This is a genomic window from Alicycliphilus denitrificans (assembly GCF_044792555.1).
Lineage (GTDB): Bacteria > Pseudomonadota > Gammaproteobacteria > Burkholderiales > Burkholderiaceae_C > Alicycliphilus > Alicycliphilus denitrificans_A.
On sequence record NZ_CP126238.1, the window covers coordinates 2,683,108 to 2,698,204 of the forward strand.

General features: G+C 66.4%; 14 protein-coding genes. 6 read left to right on the top strand and 8 right to left on the bottom strand.

The features are described 5' to 3' along the window. Nucleotides 1-5: 5 nt before the first annotated feature. A complete protein-coding gene (locus tag P7644_RS12805; RefSeq protein WP_404299655.1) occupies nt 6-788 on the bottom strand; it encodes an RNA methyltransferase in 783 nt (260 codons plus the stop codon). Nucleotides 789-932: 144 nt separating this feature from the next. Here P7644_RS12805 and P7644_RS12810 point away from each other — a divergent pair, with 144 nt between their 5' ends. From P7644_RS12810 to P7644_RS12820, 3 genes are all read left to right on the top strand, one after another. Further along, nucleotides 933-1,889: an inositol monophosphatase family protein gene (locus P7644_RS12810; RefSeq protein ID WP_404299656.1), complete on the top strand. Its 957-nt coding sequence runs from the start codon at nt 933-935 to the stop codon at nt 1,887-1,889. Between the two features lie 221 nt (nt 1,890-2,110). Then, nucleotides 2,111-2,719 (top strand): TRAP transporter small permease subunit, encoded by a 609-nt coding sequence (locus P7644_RS12815; RefSeq protein ID WP_404299657.1) that lies wholly within the window; start codon nt 2,111-2,113, stop codon nt 2,717-2,719. Between the two features lie 26 nt (nt 2,720-2,745). Then, nucleotides 2,746-4,566, top strand: a complete 1,821-nt coding sequence (locus P7644_RS12820; RefSeq protein ID WP_404299658.1) for a TRAP transporter large permease subunit — start codon at nt 2,746-2,748, stop codon at nt 4,564-4,566. A gap of 93 nt (nt 4,567-4,659) precedes the next feature. Here the strand turns inward: P7644_RS12820 and P7644_RS12825 are convergent, their stop codons facing one another. The 4 genes from P7644_RS12825 to xseB all read right to left on the bottom strand — a co-directional run bounded on the left by P7644_RS12825 (nt 4,660) and on the right by xseB (nt 9,002). Further along, nucleotides 4,660-5,742 (bottom strand): TRAP transporter substrate-binding protein, encoded by a 1,083-nt coding sequence (locus P7644_RS12825; RefSeq protein WP_404299659.1) that lies wholly within the window; start codon nt 5,740-5,742, stop codon nt 4,660-4,662. A 158-nt stretch (nt 5,743-5,900) separates the two neighbouring features. Further along, entirely contained in the window at nt 5,901-7,793 is a 1,893-nt protein-coding gene (gene dxs / locus P7644_RS12830) for a 1-deoxy-D-xylulose-5-phosphate synthase (protein WP_404299660.1), read from the bottom strand. Nucleotides 7,794-7,866: 73 nt separating this feature from the next. After that, the gene (locus P7644_RS12835; RefSeq protein ID WP_404303196.1) at nt 7,867-8,760 is read right to left on the bottom strand and encodes a polyprenyl synthetase family protein; all 894 of its coding nucleotides are present in this window, start codon (nt 8,758-8,760) and stop codon (nt 7,867-7,869) included. After that, nucleotides 8,760-9,002, bottom strand: coding sequence for an exodeoxyribonuclease VII small subunit (gene xseB, locus P7644_RS12840; protein ID WP_404299661.1), 243 nt, complete (start codon nt 9,000-9,002; stop codon nt 8,760-8,762). Before xseB ends, P7644_RS12835 begins: the two co-directional genes overlap by 1 nt. 250 nt (nt 9,003-9,252) lie before the next feature. Here xseB and P7644_RS12845 point away from each other — a divergent pair, with 250 nt between their 5' ends. Beyond that, on the top strand, nt 9,253-10,392 hold the full coding sequence (locus P7644_RS12845; RefSeq protein WP_404299662.1) for an aromatic ring-hydroxylating dioxygenase subunit alpha: 1,140 nt from the start codon (nt 9,253-9,255) through the stop codon (nt 10,390-10,392). Nucleotides 10,393-10,480: 88 nt separating this feature from the next. Beyond that, complete coding sequence (locus P7644_RS12850; RefSeq protein ID WP_404299663.1) at nt 10,481-11,392, top strand: DMT family transporter; 912 nt, start codon at nt 10,481-10,483, stop codon at nt 11,390-11,392. Between the two features lie 42 nt (nt 11,393-11,434). On the opposite strand, the gene P7644_RS12855 is transcribed toward P7644_RS12850, so the two are convergent. Beyond that, on the bottom strand, nt 11,435-11,821 hold the full coding sequence (locus tag P7644_RS12855) for a VOC family protein (protein WP_404299664.1): 387 nt from the start codon (nt 11,819-11,821) through the stop codon (nt 11,435-11,437). A 153-nt stretch (nt 11,822-11,974) separates the two neighbouring features. Between P7644_RS12855 and P7644_RS12860 the strand changes: the two genes are divergently transcribed. Continuing rightward, nucleotides 11,975-12,865, top strand: coding sequence for a sulfurtransferase (locus P7644_RS12860; RefSeq protein ID WP_404299665.1), 891 nt, complete (start codon nt 11,975-11,977; stop codon nt 12,863-12,865). 122 nt (nt 12,866-12,987) lie between these two features. Here P7644_RS12860 and phbB read toward each other — a convergent pair whose 3' ends face one another. Next, a complete protein-coding gene (phbB, locus tag P7644_RS12865) occupies nt 12,988-13,725 on the bottom strand; it encodes an acetoacetyl-CoA reductase (RefSeq protein WP_404299666.1) in 738 nt (245 codons plus the stop codon). 138 nt (nt 13,726-13,863) lie between these two features. After that, complete coding sequence (locus tag P7644_RS12870) at nt 13,864-15,042, bottom strand: acetyl-CoA C-acetyltransferase (protein WP_404299667.1); 1,179 nt, start codon at nt 15,040-15,042, stop codon at nt 13,864-13,866. Nucleotides 15,043-15,097 lie beyond the last annotated feature (55 nt).

Here is a 15,097-nt window from a genome sequence, read left to right on the forward strand (position 1 = left end):
GCAGTCTAGCGGTTTGGCCGCGCCGCCTGGAGCATGGACTTGGCGACACCGCGCAGGATGTGGATTTCCTCCTGCGTCAGCTGCGCCCGGTTGAACAGCTGGTTCAGGCGCGGCATGAGTTTCTTGGGCGCGGCCGGGTCCAGGAAGCCGATCGCGGCAAGCGCCTGCTCCCAGTGGGCCAGCATGCCGGCCAGTTGCACGGCATCGGCGCGCTCGCCCTGGGACGCAGCTTCCTGCACGGTGAATCCCCCCAGCGCCTGGCGCCACTCATAGGCGATGAGCTGCACGGCCGCGCCCAGGTTGAGCGAACCGAACTGCGGATTGGTGGGAATGCTGAGCGCCACATGGCAGCGGTAGACATCCTCGTTGGCCATGCCAAAACGCTCGGACCCGAATAGGAAGGCCATGCCGGATTCGGGGGTAAATTTTTGAGAGAAATAAGCCTCTGTCGCATACCCATCATGCGCTGCAAGCTCTTTTTTCAATAGCAAATCGAAATGCTCACGCGGCGTGCGCGTGGGCGGGCCGAAGTCGCGCGGCGTCATGGCCGTGGCGCACAGGTGGCTCACCCCATGAAGCGCCTCGTCCAGCGTGGCGACGATGCGCGCCTTCTCCAGCACGTCCAGGGCACCGCTGGCGCGCTGTATGGTTTCCTCTCTGCTCAGCACATTGGGCCAGCGCGGGGCGACCAGCACCAGGTCGTCGAAACCCATGGTCTTCATGGCGCGCGCGGCGGCGCCCACGTTGCCGGCATGGCTGGTCTGTATGAGGATGAAGCGAGTTTTCATGGGGAGTGAGGACGCCGAGCGGACGGTCGGCAATTGTCGCCGCAAGCACGACGGCGCGGTGCCCAAGTAAAATGCGCGCTTTGCGCCCGCATCGCCGGTCGCACGCCTCGGCCACAAGCCGCCACCGCTCCTTCCTCACAATCCATGTCGTCCAATCTGCACCCCATGCTCAACGTGGCCATCAAGGCCGCCCGCGCCGCCGGCGCCCTCATCAACCGCGCGGCCCTCGATGTGGAGGCGGTGCGCATCTCGCAAAAGCAGATCAACGACTTCGTGACCGAGGTGGATCACGCGGCCGAACAGGCCATCATCGAGACCCTGCTCACCGCCTACCCCGGCCACGGCATCCTGGCCGAGGAGTCGGGCTCCGAGCACGGCTCCAAGCATTCCGACTACGTCTGGATCATCGACCCGCTGGACGGCACGACCAACTTCATCCATGGCTTTCCGGTGTATTGCGTGAGCATCGCCCTGGCCTTCAAGGGCAAGGTGGAGCACGCCGTGGTCTACGACCCCTCGCGCAACGACCTGTTCACCGCCACGCGCGGGCGCGGCGCCTTCCTGAACGACCGGCGCATCCGCGTTTCCAAGCGCACGCAGCTGAAGGACTGCCTGATCTCCACGGGCTTTCCGTTCCGCCCGGGCGACAACTTCAAGCAGTACATGGCCATGATGGCCGAGCTGATGCCGCGCACCGCCGGCCTGCGCCGCCCCGGCGCCGCCGCGCTGGACCTGGCCTACGTGGCCGCCGGCTATTGCGACGGCTTCTTCGAGTCCGGCCTGTCGATCTGGGACGTGGCCGCCGGCAGCCTGCTGGTCACCGAGGCCGGCGGCCTGATGGGCAACTTCACCGGCGAGGCCGACTACCTGGAACAGCGCGAATGCCTGGCCGGCGCACCGCGCATCTACGGCCAGCTGGTGGGCCTGCTGGGCAAGTACAGCAAGTTCGCCGCCGCAGGCGACAAGGCGGCCGTGCGCCAGGCACTGGCCAATGGAGCGGACGGCCCCGCCGATGAGCAGGCCGCGGCGGATGAAGCCGGCACCACGCACCCCGACAGCGCAGCCGAGGATACGCAGACCCGCCCAAGCACGGCGCCGTAACCCCCAAAAACCATAGCTGTCAGCGCTTGCCCCGCGCCGCTGGCTTTCCTGCAACGTCTGCTGCAACTCCGTAGAATGCGGCCTTTGCAAGAGCGTGTACACGGCGCCTGCTGCGTCCGGTTTTGAGCACGGCAGTGCCCACGTTCTGCAGCCGGATCTGGCGCATGCCCACACCGCATGCGACCTCAGGCCGCGCGCCCCGCCCTCATCCTGGAGACACCATGCAGGCCTTACTCACCCTATCGCGGGCCATCGATAAACTGAATGCCTTTGTCGGCAAGTACAGCATCTGGCTGATATTTGCGGCCACGGTGATCAGCGCCATCAACGCCGTCATCCGCAAGACGTTCAACTACAGCTCCAACGGCTTTCTGGAGGTGCAGTGGTATTTGTTTGCCTGGTCCTTCCTGATCGCCGCCGGCTACACCCTGCTCAACCGCGAGCATGTGCGCATCGACGTGCTCAACAGCCGCCTGCCCAAGAAGGCGCAGCTGTGGATTGAAATCCTGGGCCTGGTCTTCTTCCTGACCCCCGTGTGCCTGCTGGTGCTGTGGCTGTGCATTCCCATGGTGGCCGAGAAGTTCACCTCGGGCGAAATGTCGCCCAACCCCGGCGGGCTGATCCGCTGGCCGGTGTGGGCGGCCCTGCCCGCGGGCTTCGTGCTGCTGCTGCTGCAGGGCTGGTCCGAGCTGATCAAGTGCATCGCCTTCCTCAAGGGCCAGGGGCCCGACCCGATGGTCAAGCTCAGCGAAAAGACCGCAGAGGAGGAACTCGCCGAAGTCCTGCGCCAGCATGCGGCCGCCGCCGATCCTGCAGCCAAAGCCCATTGAGCCACTGAGCAGGAGCCATCGACATCATGGAATTCATCGCCGCCAATTTCGCCCCGCTCATGTTCGGGGGACTGCTGTGCTTTCTGATCCTGGGCTTTCCCGTGGCGTTCAGCCTGGGTGCCTGCGGATTGTTCTTCGGTCTGCTCGGCATCGAGCTGGGTGTGTTTCCCGCCTCCACCCTGGCCTGGCTGCCGCAGCGCCTGATCGGCATCATGGCCAACGAGACGCTGCTGGCCGTGCCCTTCTTCACGCTCATGGGCCTGATCCTGGAGCGAAGCGGCATGGCCGAGGACCTGCTCGACTCCGTAGGCCAGGTGTTCGGCCCGCTGCGCGGCGGCCTGGCCCTGGCCGTGATCTTCGTGGGCGCCATGCTGGCGGCCACGACGGGCGTGGTCGCCGCGTCGGTGATCTCCATGGGCCTGATCTCGCTGCCCATCATGCTGCGCTACGGCTATGACCGCAGCCTGGCGGCCGGGGTGATCGCCGCATCGGGCACGCTGGCGCAGATCATTCCGCCGTCGCTGGTGCTGATCGTGCTGGCCGACCAGTTGGGCAAGAGCGTGGGCGACATGTACAAGGGGGCCTTCATTCCCGGCTTTGCCCTGGTGGGCCTGTACGTCGTGTGGGTGGTCGTGCTGGCCATCTTCAAGCCCAAGCTGGTGCCGGCCCTGCCGCCCGAGGCGCGCACGCTGAAGGAGCCCAATGGCAGCGCCGGCTACACCTCGCTGGCCGTGCTGGCCCTGCTGTCCACCGTGGTAGCCGTGGTGCTGGCGCAGAACATGGAGGCCGTGCACAGCTGGTGGCAGGGCGAGCTGGTCGAGTTTGTGCCCAGGGACGAAAAAATCGTCGTCGCCATGTGCGGCGGCACCTTCGTGGCCTGGCTGATCGCGCTGGTCAACCGCGTCACCCACCTGGGCCTGCTGTCCAGGCTGGCCGAGCGCGTGACCTTTGTGCTGATCCCGCCGCTGCTGCTGATCTTCCTGGTGCTGGGCACCATCTTCCTGGGCGTGGCCACCCCCACCGAGGGTGGCGCCATGGGCGCCATGGGCGCCATCATCATGGCCGCCTCGCGCCGGCGCATCAACATGTCGCTGCTCAAGCAGGCACTGGCGACGACGACCAAGCTGTCGTCCTTCGTCATGTTCATCCTGATCGGCGCCACCTTCTTCAGCATGGTGTTCCAGGCCGCCGATGGCCCGGTATGGGTGGAGCACCTGCTGGCGCAGCTGCCCGGCGGCGAGCTGGGCTTTCTGCTGTTCGTGAACGTCATGATCTTCGTGCTGGCGTTCTTCCTGGACTTCTTTGAGCTGTCCTTCATCGTGGTGCCGCTGCTGGCGCCCATTGCCGACAAGATGGGCATCGACCTGGTCTGGTTCGGCATCCTGCTGGCCGTGAACATGCAGACCTCGTTCATGCACCCGCCGTTTGGCTTCGCCTTGTTCTTCCTGCGCTCGGTGGCGCCCGACAAGCCCTATGTGGACCATGTCACGCACAAGACCATCGCGCCGGTGACGACAATGCAGATCTACAAGGGTGCCATTCCCTTCCTGGTTCTGCAGCTGGCCATGGTGGCCATCCTCATTGCCTTCCCGGGCCTGGTGACCGGCCAGCTCGACAAGAAGGTCGATGTGGACATGAACGCCGTGGGCACGCAGATGCTGGAAAACCTGAACCAGCAGGATCTGAACTTCGGCGAGCCCGCCGAGGGCAGCGAAGAGAACAAGAGCGATGCCGGCAGCGCCATACCGGGCCTGGAGCCTCCGGCAAGCGACGCCACCCCGGCAGAGCCCGCCGCAGCGGCGGACGACCCGGTCAAGGCCCTGGAGGAAGCGGCTGGCAAACGCTGACCAGCAGGCGAAGGTGCCGTATGGCAACACCTTTGCCTCTGATCCATAAAAAAACCGCAGCCAAGGCTGCGGTTTTTTTATGAATGGCGGGAGTCAGATCTTGACCGAGCTCATGGTCTGCAGGAAGGGCAGCTCAGAGATCCGGTTCCACAGGATCTGGTCGCGCTGGAAGGCGCGCAGGTCCTCGAAGATCTTCTTGAAGGTGGCTTCCTTGGCGCTGTGCTCGGCATAGACCTCTTGCGCCGCCTTGAAACCGGCATCAATGACGGTCTTGGGGAAGGGCTTGAGCTGGGTGCCCGAGCCGACCATACGCTTGAGCGAGATCGGGTTCAGCGACAGGTACTTGGACGTGCCGTCGTTGTACGCCACGGCGGCTGCCGCCTTGACGATGGCCTGGTTCTCGGGCGAGAGCTTGGCCAGCGCCTTGTTGTTGATGAAGAACTCCAGGTCTGCGCCGCCTTCCCACCAGGCACCGTAGTAGTAGTACTTGGCGACCTTGTTGTAGCCCAGCTTTTCGTCGTCGTAGGGACCAACGAACTCCACCGCGTCCAGCGTGCCCTTCTCCAGCGCCTGGTACACCTCGCCGGCGGGCATGTTCTGCGCCACCACGCCCAGCTTGGCCATGGACTCGCCGAACACGCCGCCGCCCAGGCGCATCTTCAGGCCCTTGAAGTCCTCGGGCGACTTGATTTCCTTGCGATACCAGCCGCCCATCTGCGTGCCGGTGTTCAGTGCGCTGAGCGACTGGAAGTTGTACTTGGCAAACAGCTCGTTGAGCAGCTTGCGGCCGTTGCCATGCTCCTTCCAGGCCTGGGTCTGGCCGGCGGTCAGGCCGAACGGCACGGCACAGCTGAAGGCGAAGGCCGGATCCTTGCCGGTGTAGTAATAGGCCGCCGTCAGGCCCATCTCGATGGTGTCCTCGGACAGGGCGTCGACGATGCCGAATGCCGGCATCAGCTCGCCGGCCGCGTGCACCGACACTTCAAACTTGCCGCCGGACAGCGCCTTGACGGTTTCGGAGAACTTGACGCCGACGCCGTGCAGGGTTTCCAGCGATTTCGGGAACGAGGTGGCCATGCGCCAGCGCACTGCCGCCTGGGCATGCACGGCCGGCGCGACACCGGCAGCCAGCACGCCAGCGATACCGGCATTTTTGATGAGGGAACGACGATCCATGAGCGATATCTCCAATTGATTGATCACCAAACAAGTCTCTGGCATGCGAGCCAGCGCCAGCAGCCAATAGAGCCACTTGAGTGTAATTAATTATTGCTGGCCGGGCTGGTTCGCCGAGGGGGGTTTGCCCCACATTGCCAACCATCGCCGGCCCAGGCTCAGGCCACTGCGCGCGACAGCGCCGCGGGTGGTGCGCAGCCAAAACGCTCGCCAATCGCACGCTCTATGCCCTGCGCATCCAGCCCCTGCAGGGCCAGCAGCCTGGCGGGGTCGCCATGCTCTATGAAGACATCGGGCAGGCCCAGCTGCAGCAGCGGGCGCAGCACGCCTGCAGCATTCAAGGCCTCGCTCACGGCGCTGCCGGCGCCGCCCATGATGCAGCCCTCCTCCACGGTGACCAGGGCCTCGTGCTCGGCCGCGACCTGCAGCAGCAGCTCGGTGTCAAGCGGCTTGGCCCAGCGCATGTTGACCACGGTGGCGTCGAGCGCCTCGGCTGCCTGCAGCGCCGGGTACAGCAGCGTGCCGAAGGCCAGGATGGCGATGCGCTTGCCCTTGCGGCGAACCTCGCCCTTGCCGAAGGGCAGGCCCTCCAGGCTGGCCAGCGGCGCCACGCCCACGCCGGCGCCGCGCGGGTAGCGCACGGCCACGGGGTGGTCCTGCGCGTAGGCGGTAGATAGCAGCTGGCGGCATTCGCGCTCGTCGGCCGGGCAGGCCAGGCTCATGTTCGGGATGCAGCGCACGAAGGCGATGTCGTAGGCGCCCGCGTGCGTGGCGCCATCGGCGCCCACCAGGCCCGCGCGATCGAGCGCGAACACCACGGGCAGGTTCTGCAGCGCCACGTCGTGGATCAACTGGTCGTAGGCGCGCTGCAGGAAAGTGGAGTAGATCGCCACCACGGGCTTGACGCCTTCGCAGGCCATGCCGGCGGCGAAGGTCACCGCATGCTGCTCGGCAATGCCCACGTCGTAGTAGCGCTCGGGAAAGCGGCGGTGGAATTCGACCATCCCGGAGCCCTCACGCATCGCGGGGGTGATGCCCACCAGGCGTTGGTCCTTGGCGGCCATGTCGCACAGCCACTGGCCAAAGACCTGGGTGAAGGTCTGCTTCGGCGGCGTGGCGGGCTTGACCAGGCCCACGCGCGGGTCGAACTTGCCCGGGCCGTGGTAGGCCACGGGGTCGGCCTCGGCCAGCTTGTAGCCCTGGCCCTTCTTGGTGACCACGTGCAGGAACTGCGGGCCCTTGAGGCCCTTGATGTTCTCCAGCGTCGGAATCAGCGAGTCCAGGTCGTGCCCGTCGATGGGGCCGATGTAGTTGAAGCCGAACTTCTCGAACAGCGTGGCCGGCACCACCATGCCCTTGGCCTGCTGCTCCAGGCGCTTGGCCAGCTCCAAGAGCGGCGGCGCGTTCTTGAGCACGCTCTTGCCCACGTCGCGCGCCTTGGCGTAGAACTGGCCGCTCATGAGCTGCGCCAGGTAGCGGTTGAGCGCACCCACGGGCGGGCTGATGCTCATGTCGTTGTCGTTGAGGATCACCAGCAGGTTGGCATCGGCCACGCCGGCGTTGTTCAGCGCCTCGAAGGCCATGCCGGCGGTCATCGCGCCATCGCCGATGATGGCGACGGCACGCCGATCCTCGCCCTTTTGCCTGGCGGCCAGGGCCATGCCCAGCGCCGCCGAGATGCTGGTGGACGAGTGCGCCGTGCCAAAGGTGTCGTACGCGCTCTCGGCGCGCTGCGGAAAGCCCGACAGGCCGCCAAGCTGGCGCAGCGTGGCCATGCGCTCGCGCCGGCCGGTCAGGATCTTGTGCGGATAGGTCTGGTGCCCCACATCCCACACCAGGCGGTCACGCGGCGTGTCGAACACGGCGTGCAGGGCCACGGTGAGCTCCACCGTGCCCAGGTTGGACGACAGGTGGCCGCCGGTCCTGGAGACGCTCTCCAGCACGAAGGCGCGCAACTCGCCGGCCAGGCTCTTGAGCTCGGCGCGGGACAGCCGGCGCAGATCGGCCGGGTCGTTCACGCGTTCAAGCAGCGGGTAATTGGTCGTGGACATAAGCTCTAATTTCGATAGCTGTTTGCGCTTATCCAATAAGCGCTAGAGGCTCTTTTATATAAAAGCCCCACATTCAGTGCGAGCGACGCACCACCATGTCGGCCAGTGCCGACAGCGCGCGCGTTTCGCGCAAGCCGCTGGCGGCCAGCGCCGCATGCGCCTCGGCCCGCAGCGCCTCGGCGTAGGCCTTGGCGGGCGCCAGCCCCATCAGCGAGACATAGGTGGGCTTGTCGCTGGCGGCATCCTTGCCCGCGGTCTTGCCCAGCGTGGCCGAGTCCTGCGTCACGTCCAGCACGTCATCGACCACCTGGAAGGCCAGGCCCACGGCCGCGCCATATTGCGCCAGCGCCTGGTCGGCCACGCCGCCTGCCTGTCCGCAGGCCGCGCCCATGACCACGCTGGCGCGCAGCAGCGCCCCGGTCTTGAGGCAGTGCATGCGGCGCAGCTGCTCTTGCGTGAGCTGCAGGCCCACGCTGGCCAGGTCTATGGCCTGGCCGCCGGCCATGCCGTCGGCCCCCGCGGCCTGCGCCAGCAGGCGGCACAGCCGGGCCTGCATGGCGGCTGGCACGCCGTCCTCGGGGGTCAGCAGCTCGAAGGCCAGGGCCTGCAGCGCATCGCCTGCCAGCAGCGCCTGAGCCTGGCCAAAGCGCACATGCACCGTGGGCTTGCCGCGGCGCAGCACGTCGTTGTCCATGCAGGGCATGTCGTCGTGCACCAGCGAATAGGCGTGTATCAGCTCCACCGCGCAGGCGGCGCGCAGCGCAGCCTCGGGGTGGCCGCCCACGGCATCACAGGCCGCCAGCACCAGCAGCGGGCGCAGGCGCTTGCCGCCATCGAGCACGGCATAGCGCATGGCCTCACCCAGGCCGGCGGGCGCATCGCGCCGCACCCAGCGCGACAGGCCCTGCTCGACCTGCGCGAGCTGCGCGCGCATCCAGCCGTCGAAGTCGTAGCCGCTGCCAGCCATCAGTCTTGCGTCCATGGCTGCAGCGCCCCTTCGTCGAGCATCTTGATCTGGTCCTGCACGGCCTCCAGGCGCGCGCGGCAGAAGTTCAGCAGCAGCGCGCCTCGCTGATAGCCCGCCAACATCTGCTCCAGCGGCAGCTGGCCCGACTCGATGCGGGCCACGAGCTGCTCAAGCTCCTCCAGCGCGGCTTCGTAGTTGGCTGGATCGGGCTGTGGGGCGGAAGCGGCTGGTGCCTTGGGCATGGAGGATGAAGCGCCTGGCGCGCAAGTGTGAAAACTGATGATTTTAGGCGCTGGCGCCAAATGCTTGCCCCAGCGCCCGCTGCATGCCCACGCAATACACGCACGCTGGCTGCGGAAATAACCCCACCATCTATAATCCCATTCCTTCGTTACGAACCGGCTATGGAGTATTTCCCTGGGCCGGTTTCGTTTTTTCTAGTCCGTGCGCACGTGCACCCTCCCTGTGGGGAGTCTTTAGGTCAGGTCATCCATGTCTGATTTAAGTCTTCAACTGCAGCAGGCCGCAAGCCAACTACCAGTTTCCAGTTACTTCGACGAGGCGCTGCTGCTGCGCGAGCGCGAGCTGCTGTTCCAGCAGGGGCCGCGCTACGTCGGTCACGCCCTCGCCGTGCCCGAGCCGGGCGACTACTACGTGCTGCCGCAGGAAAAGGGCGGGCGCGCGCTGGTGCGCAATGCCGACGGCCACATCGAGCTGATCTCCAACTGCTGCCGCCACCGCCAGGCCATCATGCTGCAGGGGCGCGGCAACCTGAACACCAAGGGCCCGGGCCACGCCGGCGGCAACATCGTCTGCCCCATCCACCGCTGGACCTATTCGTGCAGCGGCGAGCTGCTGGGCGCGCCGCATTTCGCACAGGACCCGGGCTTGCACCTGCCCAACTACGGGCTGCGCGAATGGAACGGCCTGCTCTTCGAGGACAACGGCCGCGACATCGCCCTTGACCTGGCCGGCATGGGCGTTGCATCCGAGCTGTCGTTTGGCGGCTACGTGCTGGACCGCGTGGAAATGCACGAGTGCAACTACAACTGGAAGACCTTCATCGAGGTCTACCTGGAGGACTACCACGTCGGCCCCTTCCACCCCGGCCTGGGCAACTTCGTCACCTGCGACGATTTGAAGTGGCAGTTTGCCAAGGACTACTCGGTGCAGACCGTGGGCGTCGCGCCGTCGTTCGGTAAGCCCGGCTCAGAGGTGTACCGGCAATGGCACGAGGTACTGCTCAAGTACCAGGGCGGCGAATTACCTAAGCGCGGCGCGATCTGGCTCACCTACTATCCGCACATCATGGTCGAGTGGTATCCGCATGTGCTCACCGTCTCCACGCTCTATCCCATGGGCGTGGACAAGACCATGAACATGGTGGAGTTCTACTACCCCGAGGAAATCGCAGCCTTCGAGCGCGAGTTCGTGGAGGCGCAGCAGGCCGCATACATGGAGACGGCCATCGAGGACGACGAGATCGGCGAGCGCATGGACGCGGGCCGGCGCGCCCTGATGGAGCGCGGCGACAATCAGGTCGGCCCCTACCAAAGTCCCATGGAAGACGGCATGCAGCATTTCCACGAGTGGTACCGCGAGCGCCTGGGTGACGCCATACCACGCGGCTGAAAACCTCTGACGCTACTATTACAATAGCTGCAAGCGCTTGCGGAGCAAGCGCCGGCAGCTATTTTCACTTCAAACCCAAGATTTCCCCATGCAAGCGCTCTGGATGGTATTGGCGGCATTCCTGTTTGCCAGCATGGGGGTCTGCATCAAACTCGCCTCGGCACACTTCAACGCCGCCGAGCTGGTGTTCTACCGCGGCCTGATCAGCATGGCGGTGTTGTGGGTCCTGGCGCGGCGCCAGGGCGTGAGCCTGAGCACGCGCTACCCCGGCATGCACGCCTGGCGCAGCCTGATCGGCGTGACCTCGCTGGGCTGCTGGTTTTACGTCATCAGCCAGCTGCCGCTGCCCACGGCGATGACCTTCAACTACATGAGCAGCCTCTGGATCGCCATCTTTCTCGTCGGCGGCGCACTGCTGCAGTGGCGCCCCAGCGCCGGGCAGCCGCGCCCACCGCTGCAGGTGCCGCTGGTGCTGTGCGTGCTCATAGGCTTTGGCGGCATCCTGATGATGATGCGCCCCAGCCTGGAAGGCAGCCAGGGCTTTGCCGGCATCGTGGGCATGGTTTCGGGCATGACCACGGCGCTGGCCTTCATGCAGGTGGTGGCCCTGTCGCGCCTGGGCGAGCCCGAGGCACGCACGGTGTTCTATTTCGCGCTCGGCTGCGCGGTTGCCGGCGGGGCGGCGCTGCCGCTCACAGGCACCTCCACCTGGCCCGGATGGCCGGCGCTGTGGCTGCTACCCCTGGGGCTGCTGGCCGCCGGTGGCCAGCTGTGCATGACGCTGGCCTATGCACGCTCACCCTCGGCGCGCGGCACGCTGGTGGTGGCCAACCTGCAGTACACCGGCCTGATCTTCGCCGCCATCTACGGCATCACGGTGTTTGGCGACGAGTTGCCGCTCATCTCCTGGCTGGGCATGCTGCTCATCGTGGGCAGCGGCATCGGCGCCACCGTGCTGCGCGCGCGCACCGCACCCGACACACCAGGCGAGGAACGCTGATACCGGTCGGCATTCCACGCGCACCGGCATCGGCAAAGCCGGCTACACGGCAGGCAAATCCTCGTGAATGCAGAGGTAGTTGCCCTCCGTGTCCTTGAACCACGCGGCCTTCTCCGCGCCCAGCACGCAGACATGGTCCACGGTCTTCAAACCGGGGAAGTCATAGTCCTCGAAGACCACGCCCGAACATTTCAACTCCGCGATGGCCGCAACGATATCTGCCACCCGGAAACTGATGGCCGTGTGGTCGGCCTTGGTGCCTTCGGGCTTAGGGAACAGCGCCAGCGTGGTACCGCCAACCATGTAGACAAACTTGCCATCGGGGCGCAAGCCGCCAGGTAGCAGGCCCAAACACCCTTCGTAGAAGGCACGCGCACGCGCCATGTCCTTGACCGGCAGCATGGTGGTGACGGATGAATCGGAAAACATAGACAGTCCTTTCTCCCGCGCTGGCCCCGGTGCGCGCTCACGGATGGGCTTACCTGGCCAGCGGTACAGCTTAGACCCGCGGCCCCCGTGGCGCCAGTGCCCGCAGCGCAGCCACAATCGAGGCCCGACTGTTCCCCCCACGCAAGTTCCATCATGCCCTTTACGACGCTCATTTCCGCCTCCCAATTACAGGCCCTGATGCACAGCGGCCAGCCGCTGATGGTGTTCGACTGCAGCTTCGACCTGGGCGACCCCGCGCTGGGCGCGCGCCAGTACCACGCGGACCACGTCCGCGGCGCCCTGCACGCCGACCTGGAGCGGCACCTGAGCGCCCCGCATGGCACGCATGCCGGCCGCGCCACCGCACCTGTCGATCAGCCCGCATCCGGCGGCCGCCACCCGCTGCCCAGCCGCGAACGCTTTGCCGCCTGGCTGTCGCAGATCGGCTTTGGCAACCACATGCAGGCCGTGGTCTATGACCGCAACGGCGCCAACTACTGCGGCCGCCTGTGGTGGATGCTGAAATGGGCGGGCCACGATGCCGTGGCCGTGCTCGACGGCGGCCTGCAGGCCTGGCAGGCGGCCGGTGGCGACATTGCCAGTGGCGCGGAGCCGGCCAGCCGGCCGTGCGATTTTGTGCTGGGCGCAGCGCTGCGCCGGCTGGTGAGCGCGCAAGAGGTGCTGACCTGCCTGGGCGACAGCTGCCAGACGGTGGTCGATGCGCGCGGCGCGCCACGCTATCGCGGCGAGGTCGAGCCGCTAGACCCCGTGGCAGGCCATATTCCCGGCGCGCTCAACCGCCCCTTCGGCCTGAACCTGGGGCCGGACGGCCGTTTCAAGGCCGCCGAGCAACTGCGCGCCGAATTTGTCGACCTGCTGGGCGAGCACCCGGCCGCGGGCGTGGTGCACCAGTGCGGCAGCGGCGTGAGCGCCATCCCCAACCTGCTGGCCATGGAGATCGCGGGCCTGGGCCCCACGACGCTGTTTGCCGGCAGCTGGAGCGAGTGGTGCAGCGACCCCAGCCGCCCGGTCGAGCGCGGCTGATGCAAAAGCCCCGGGGCCTTGCCGGCCGCCGGGGCTTTTGCTTTGCGTCGCCAGTGATCAGCGACTGAGAGTTTTTTGACCCTGCCCGCGCTTGGCGTGACGCTCAGGCCGGGACAAAAAACTCAGTGCATGTGCAGACCGCCGTTGACGGAGAAGTCCGCGCCGGTGGCGTAGCCGCCCTCGTCCGAGGCCAGCCAGGCGACGATGGAGGCGATCTCGCTGGGCTCGCCCAGGCGCTTGACGGGCACGGTGCCGACGATCTTCTCCAGCACGTCGGGGCGGATGGCCTTGACCATGTCGGTGCCGATGTAACCGGGGCTCACGGTGTTCACCGTCACGCCCTTGGTGGCGAGCTCCTGCGCCAATGCCATGGAGAAACCATGCATGCCGGCCTTGGCAGCCGAGTAGTTGGTCTGGCCGGCCTGGCCCTTCTCGCCGTTCACGCTGCTGATGTTGACAATGCGGCCCCAGCCCTTTTCCACCATGTCGGCCACGACCTGCTTGGTCACGTTGAACATACTGTTGAGGTTGGTCTCGATGACAGCGTCCCAGTCCTCGCGCGTCATCTTCAAGAACATGCGGTCGCGCGTGATGCCGGCATTGTTCACCAGCACGTCGATGCTGCCATGCTCGGCCTTGGCCTTGGCGAAGGCCTCGACGGTGGAGTCCCAGTCCCCCACGTTGCCGGCCGAGGCGTAGAAGGTATAGCCCAGCGCCTTCTGCTCGTTCAGCCACTTTTCATAGTCGCGGGTGGGACCGCAGCCAGCGATGACCTTCATGCCCTCGCGGTGCAGGCGCTGGCAGATCGCCGTGCCGATTCCACCCATGCCCCCCGTGACGTATGCGACTTTCTGACTCATTGTGTGCTCCTTGCTTGGTGGATGAACTCGTAAACACTCTACCCAATAAACCCGCCCGTTCGATAAAGGTAAACACGGGCTATCGGGCATTCCGGCCTTGGCGCCGGGCTCCGCCGCGACGCCAAGCCGCTGTCACGCTCAGCGTTCCAGGGCCAGGGACACGCCCATGCCGCCGCCGATGCACAGCGCCGCCAGGCCCTTCCTGGCATCGCGCCGCTGCATCTCGTGCAGCAGGGTGACCAGCACGCGGCAGCCCGAGGCGCCGATGGGGTGGCCGATGGCGATGGCGCCGCCGTTGACATTCACGCGCGCGGGGTCAATGCCCAGTTCCTTGTTCACGGCGCAGGCCTGGGCGGCAAAGGCCTCGTTGAGTTCGAACAGGTCCACGTCGGCCGCGTTCCAGCCCGCGCGCTGCAGCGCCTTGCGCGAGGCCGGCACCGGGCCCATGCCCATGGTGGCCGGATCCAGGCCGCTGGTGCCATAGGCGGCGATGCGTGCCAGGGGCTTGAGGCCCAGGGCTGCGGCCTTCCTGGCCGTCATCACCACCACCGCGGCGGCGCCGTCGTTGATGCCCGAGGCATTGCCCGCCGTCACCGAGCCGGCCTTGTCGAACGCCGGCCGCAGGCTGGCCAGGGCGTCGGCGTTGGTCTTGCGGTTCAGGTATTCATCGGCAGTGAAAAGGATGGGGTCGCCCTTCTTCTGCGCCAGCGAAACGCCGAAGATCTCATCGGCGAAACGGCCCGCGTCCTGGGCGGCGGCGGCCTTCTGCTGGCTGGCCAGGGCCAGGGCGTCCTGCATTTCGCGCGTGATGCCGTAGGCCTTGGCCACGTTCTCGGCGGTGATGCCCATGTGGTACTGGTTGTACACGTCCCACAGGCCGTCCACGATCATCGTGTCCTGCATCTTCCAGTCGCCCATGCGCTGGCCGTCGCGCGAGCCGTTCAGCACATGGGGCGACAGGCTCATGTTCTCCTGGCCGCCGGCCACCACGATCTCGCTGTCACCCGTGGCCACGGCCTGGGCCGCCAGCATCACGGCCTTCAGGCCCGAGCCGCACACGGCGTTGATGGTCAGCGCCGGGGTTTCCTTGGCCACGCCCGCCTTCATCAAGGCCTGGCGCGCCGGGTTCTGGCCGCAGCCGGCCGCCAGCACCTGGCCCATGATGACCTCGCCCACCTGGTCCAGCCCCACCTTGGCGCGCGCCAGGGCCTCCGTGATGACCAGGGCGCCGAGCTCGGTGGCCGGGGTCTTGGCGAGTGCGCCGCCAAACTTGCCCACGGGCGTGCGTACGGCGGAAACGATGACGATGTCTTCCATGGTGAGTCCTCTTGAGAGCAATGATGTCCTGCGGCCCCCTGCCGCAGGCTTATGA

Coding starts and splice junctions, on each gene's coding strand:
- P7644_RS12805 (WP_404299655.1), bottom strand. CDS start 788: ATGAAAACTCGCTTCATCCTCATACAGACCAGCCATGCCGGCAACGTG.
- P7644_RS12810 (WP_404299656.1), top strand. CDS start 933: ATGTCGTCCAATCTGCACCCCATGCTCAACGTGGCCATCAAGGCCGCC.
- P7644_RS12815 (WP_404299657.1), top strand. CDS start 2,111: ATGCAGGCCTTACTCACCCTATCGCGGGCCATCGATAAACTGAATGCC.
- P7644_RS12820 (WP_404299658.1), top strand. CDS start 2,746: ATGGAATTCATCGCCGCCAATTTCGCCCCGCTCATGTTCGGGGGACTG.
- P7644_RS12825 (WP_404299659.1), bottom strand. CDS start 5,742: ATGGATCGTCGTTCCCTCATCAAAAATGCCGGTATCGCTGGCGTGCTG.
- dxs (WP_404299660.1), bottom strand. CDS start 7,793: ATGTCCACGACCAATTACCCGCTGCTTGAACGCGTGAACGACCCGGCC.
- P7644_RS12835 (WP_404303196.1), bottom strand. CDS start 8,760: ATGGCTGGCAGCGGCTACGACTTCGACGGCTGGATGCGCGCGCAGCTC.
- xseB (WP_404299661.1), bottom strand. CDS start 9,002: ATGCCCAAGGCACCAGCCGCTTCCGCCCCACAGCCCGATCCAGCCAAC.
- P7644_RS12845 (WP_404299662.1), top strand. CDS start 9,253: ATGTCTGATTTAAGTCTTCAACTGCAGCAGGCCGCAAGCCAACTACCA.
- P7644_RS12850 (WP_404299663.1), top strand. CDS start 10,481: ATGCAAGCGCTCTGGATGGTATTGGCGGCATTCCTGTTTGCCAGCATG.
- P7644_RS12855 (WP_404299664.1), bottom strand. CDS start 11,821: ATGTTTTCCGATTCATCCGTCACCACCATGCTGCCGGTCAAGGACATG.
- P7644_RS12860 (WP_404299665.1), top strand. CDS start 11,975: ATGCCCTTTACGACGCTCATTTCCGCCTCCCAATTACAGGCCCTGATG.
- phbB (WP_404299666.1), bottom strand. CDS start 13,725: ATGAGTCAGAAAGTCGCATACGTCACGGGGGGCATGGGTGGAATCGGC.
- P7644_RS12870 (WP_404299667.1), bottom strand. CDS start 15,042: ATGGAAGACATCGTCATCGTTTCCGCCGTACGCACGCCCGTGGGCAAG.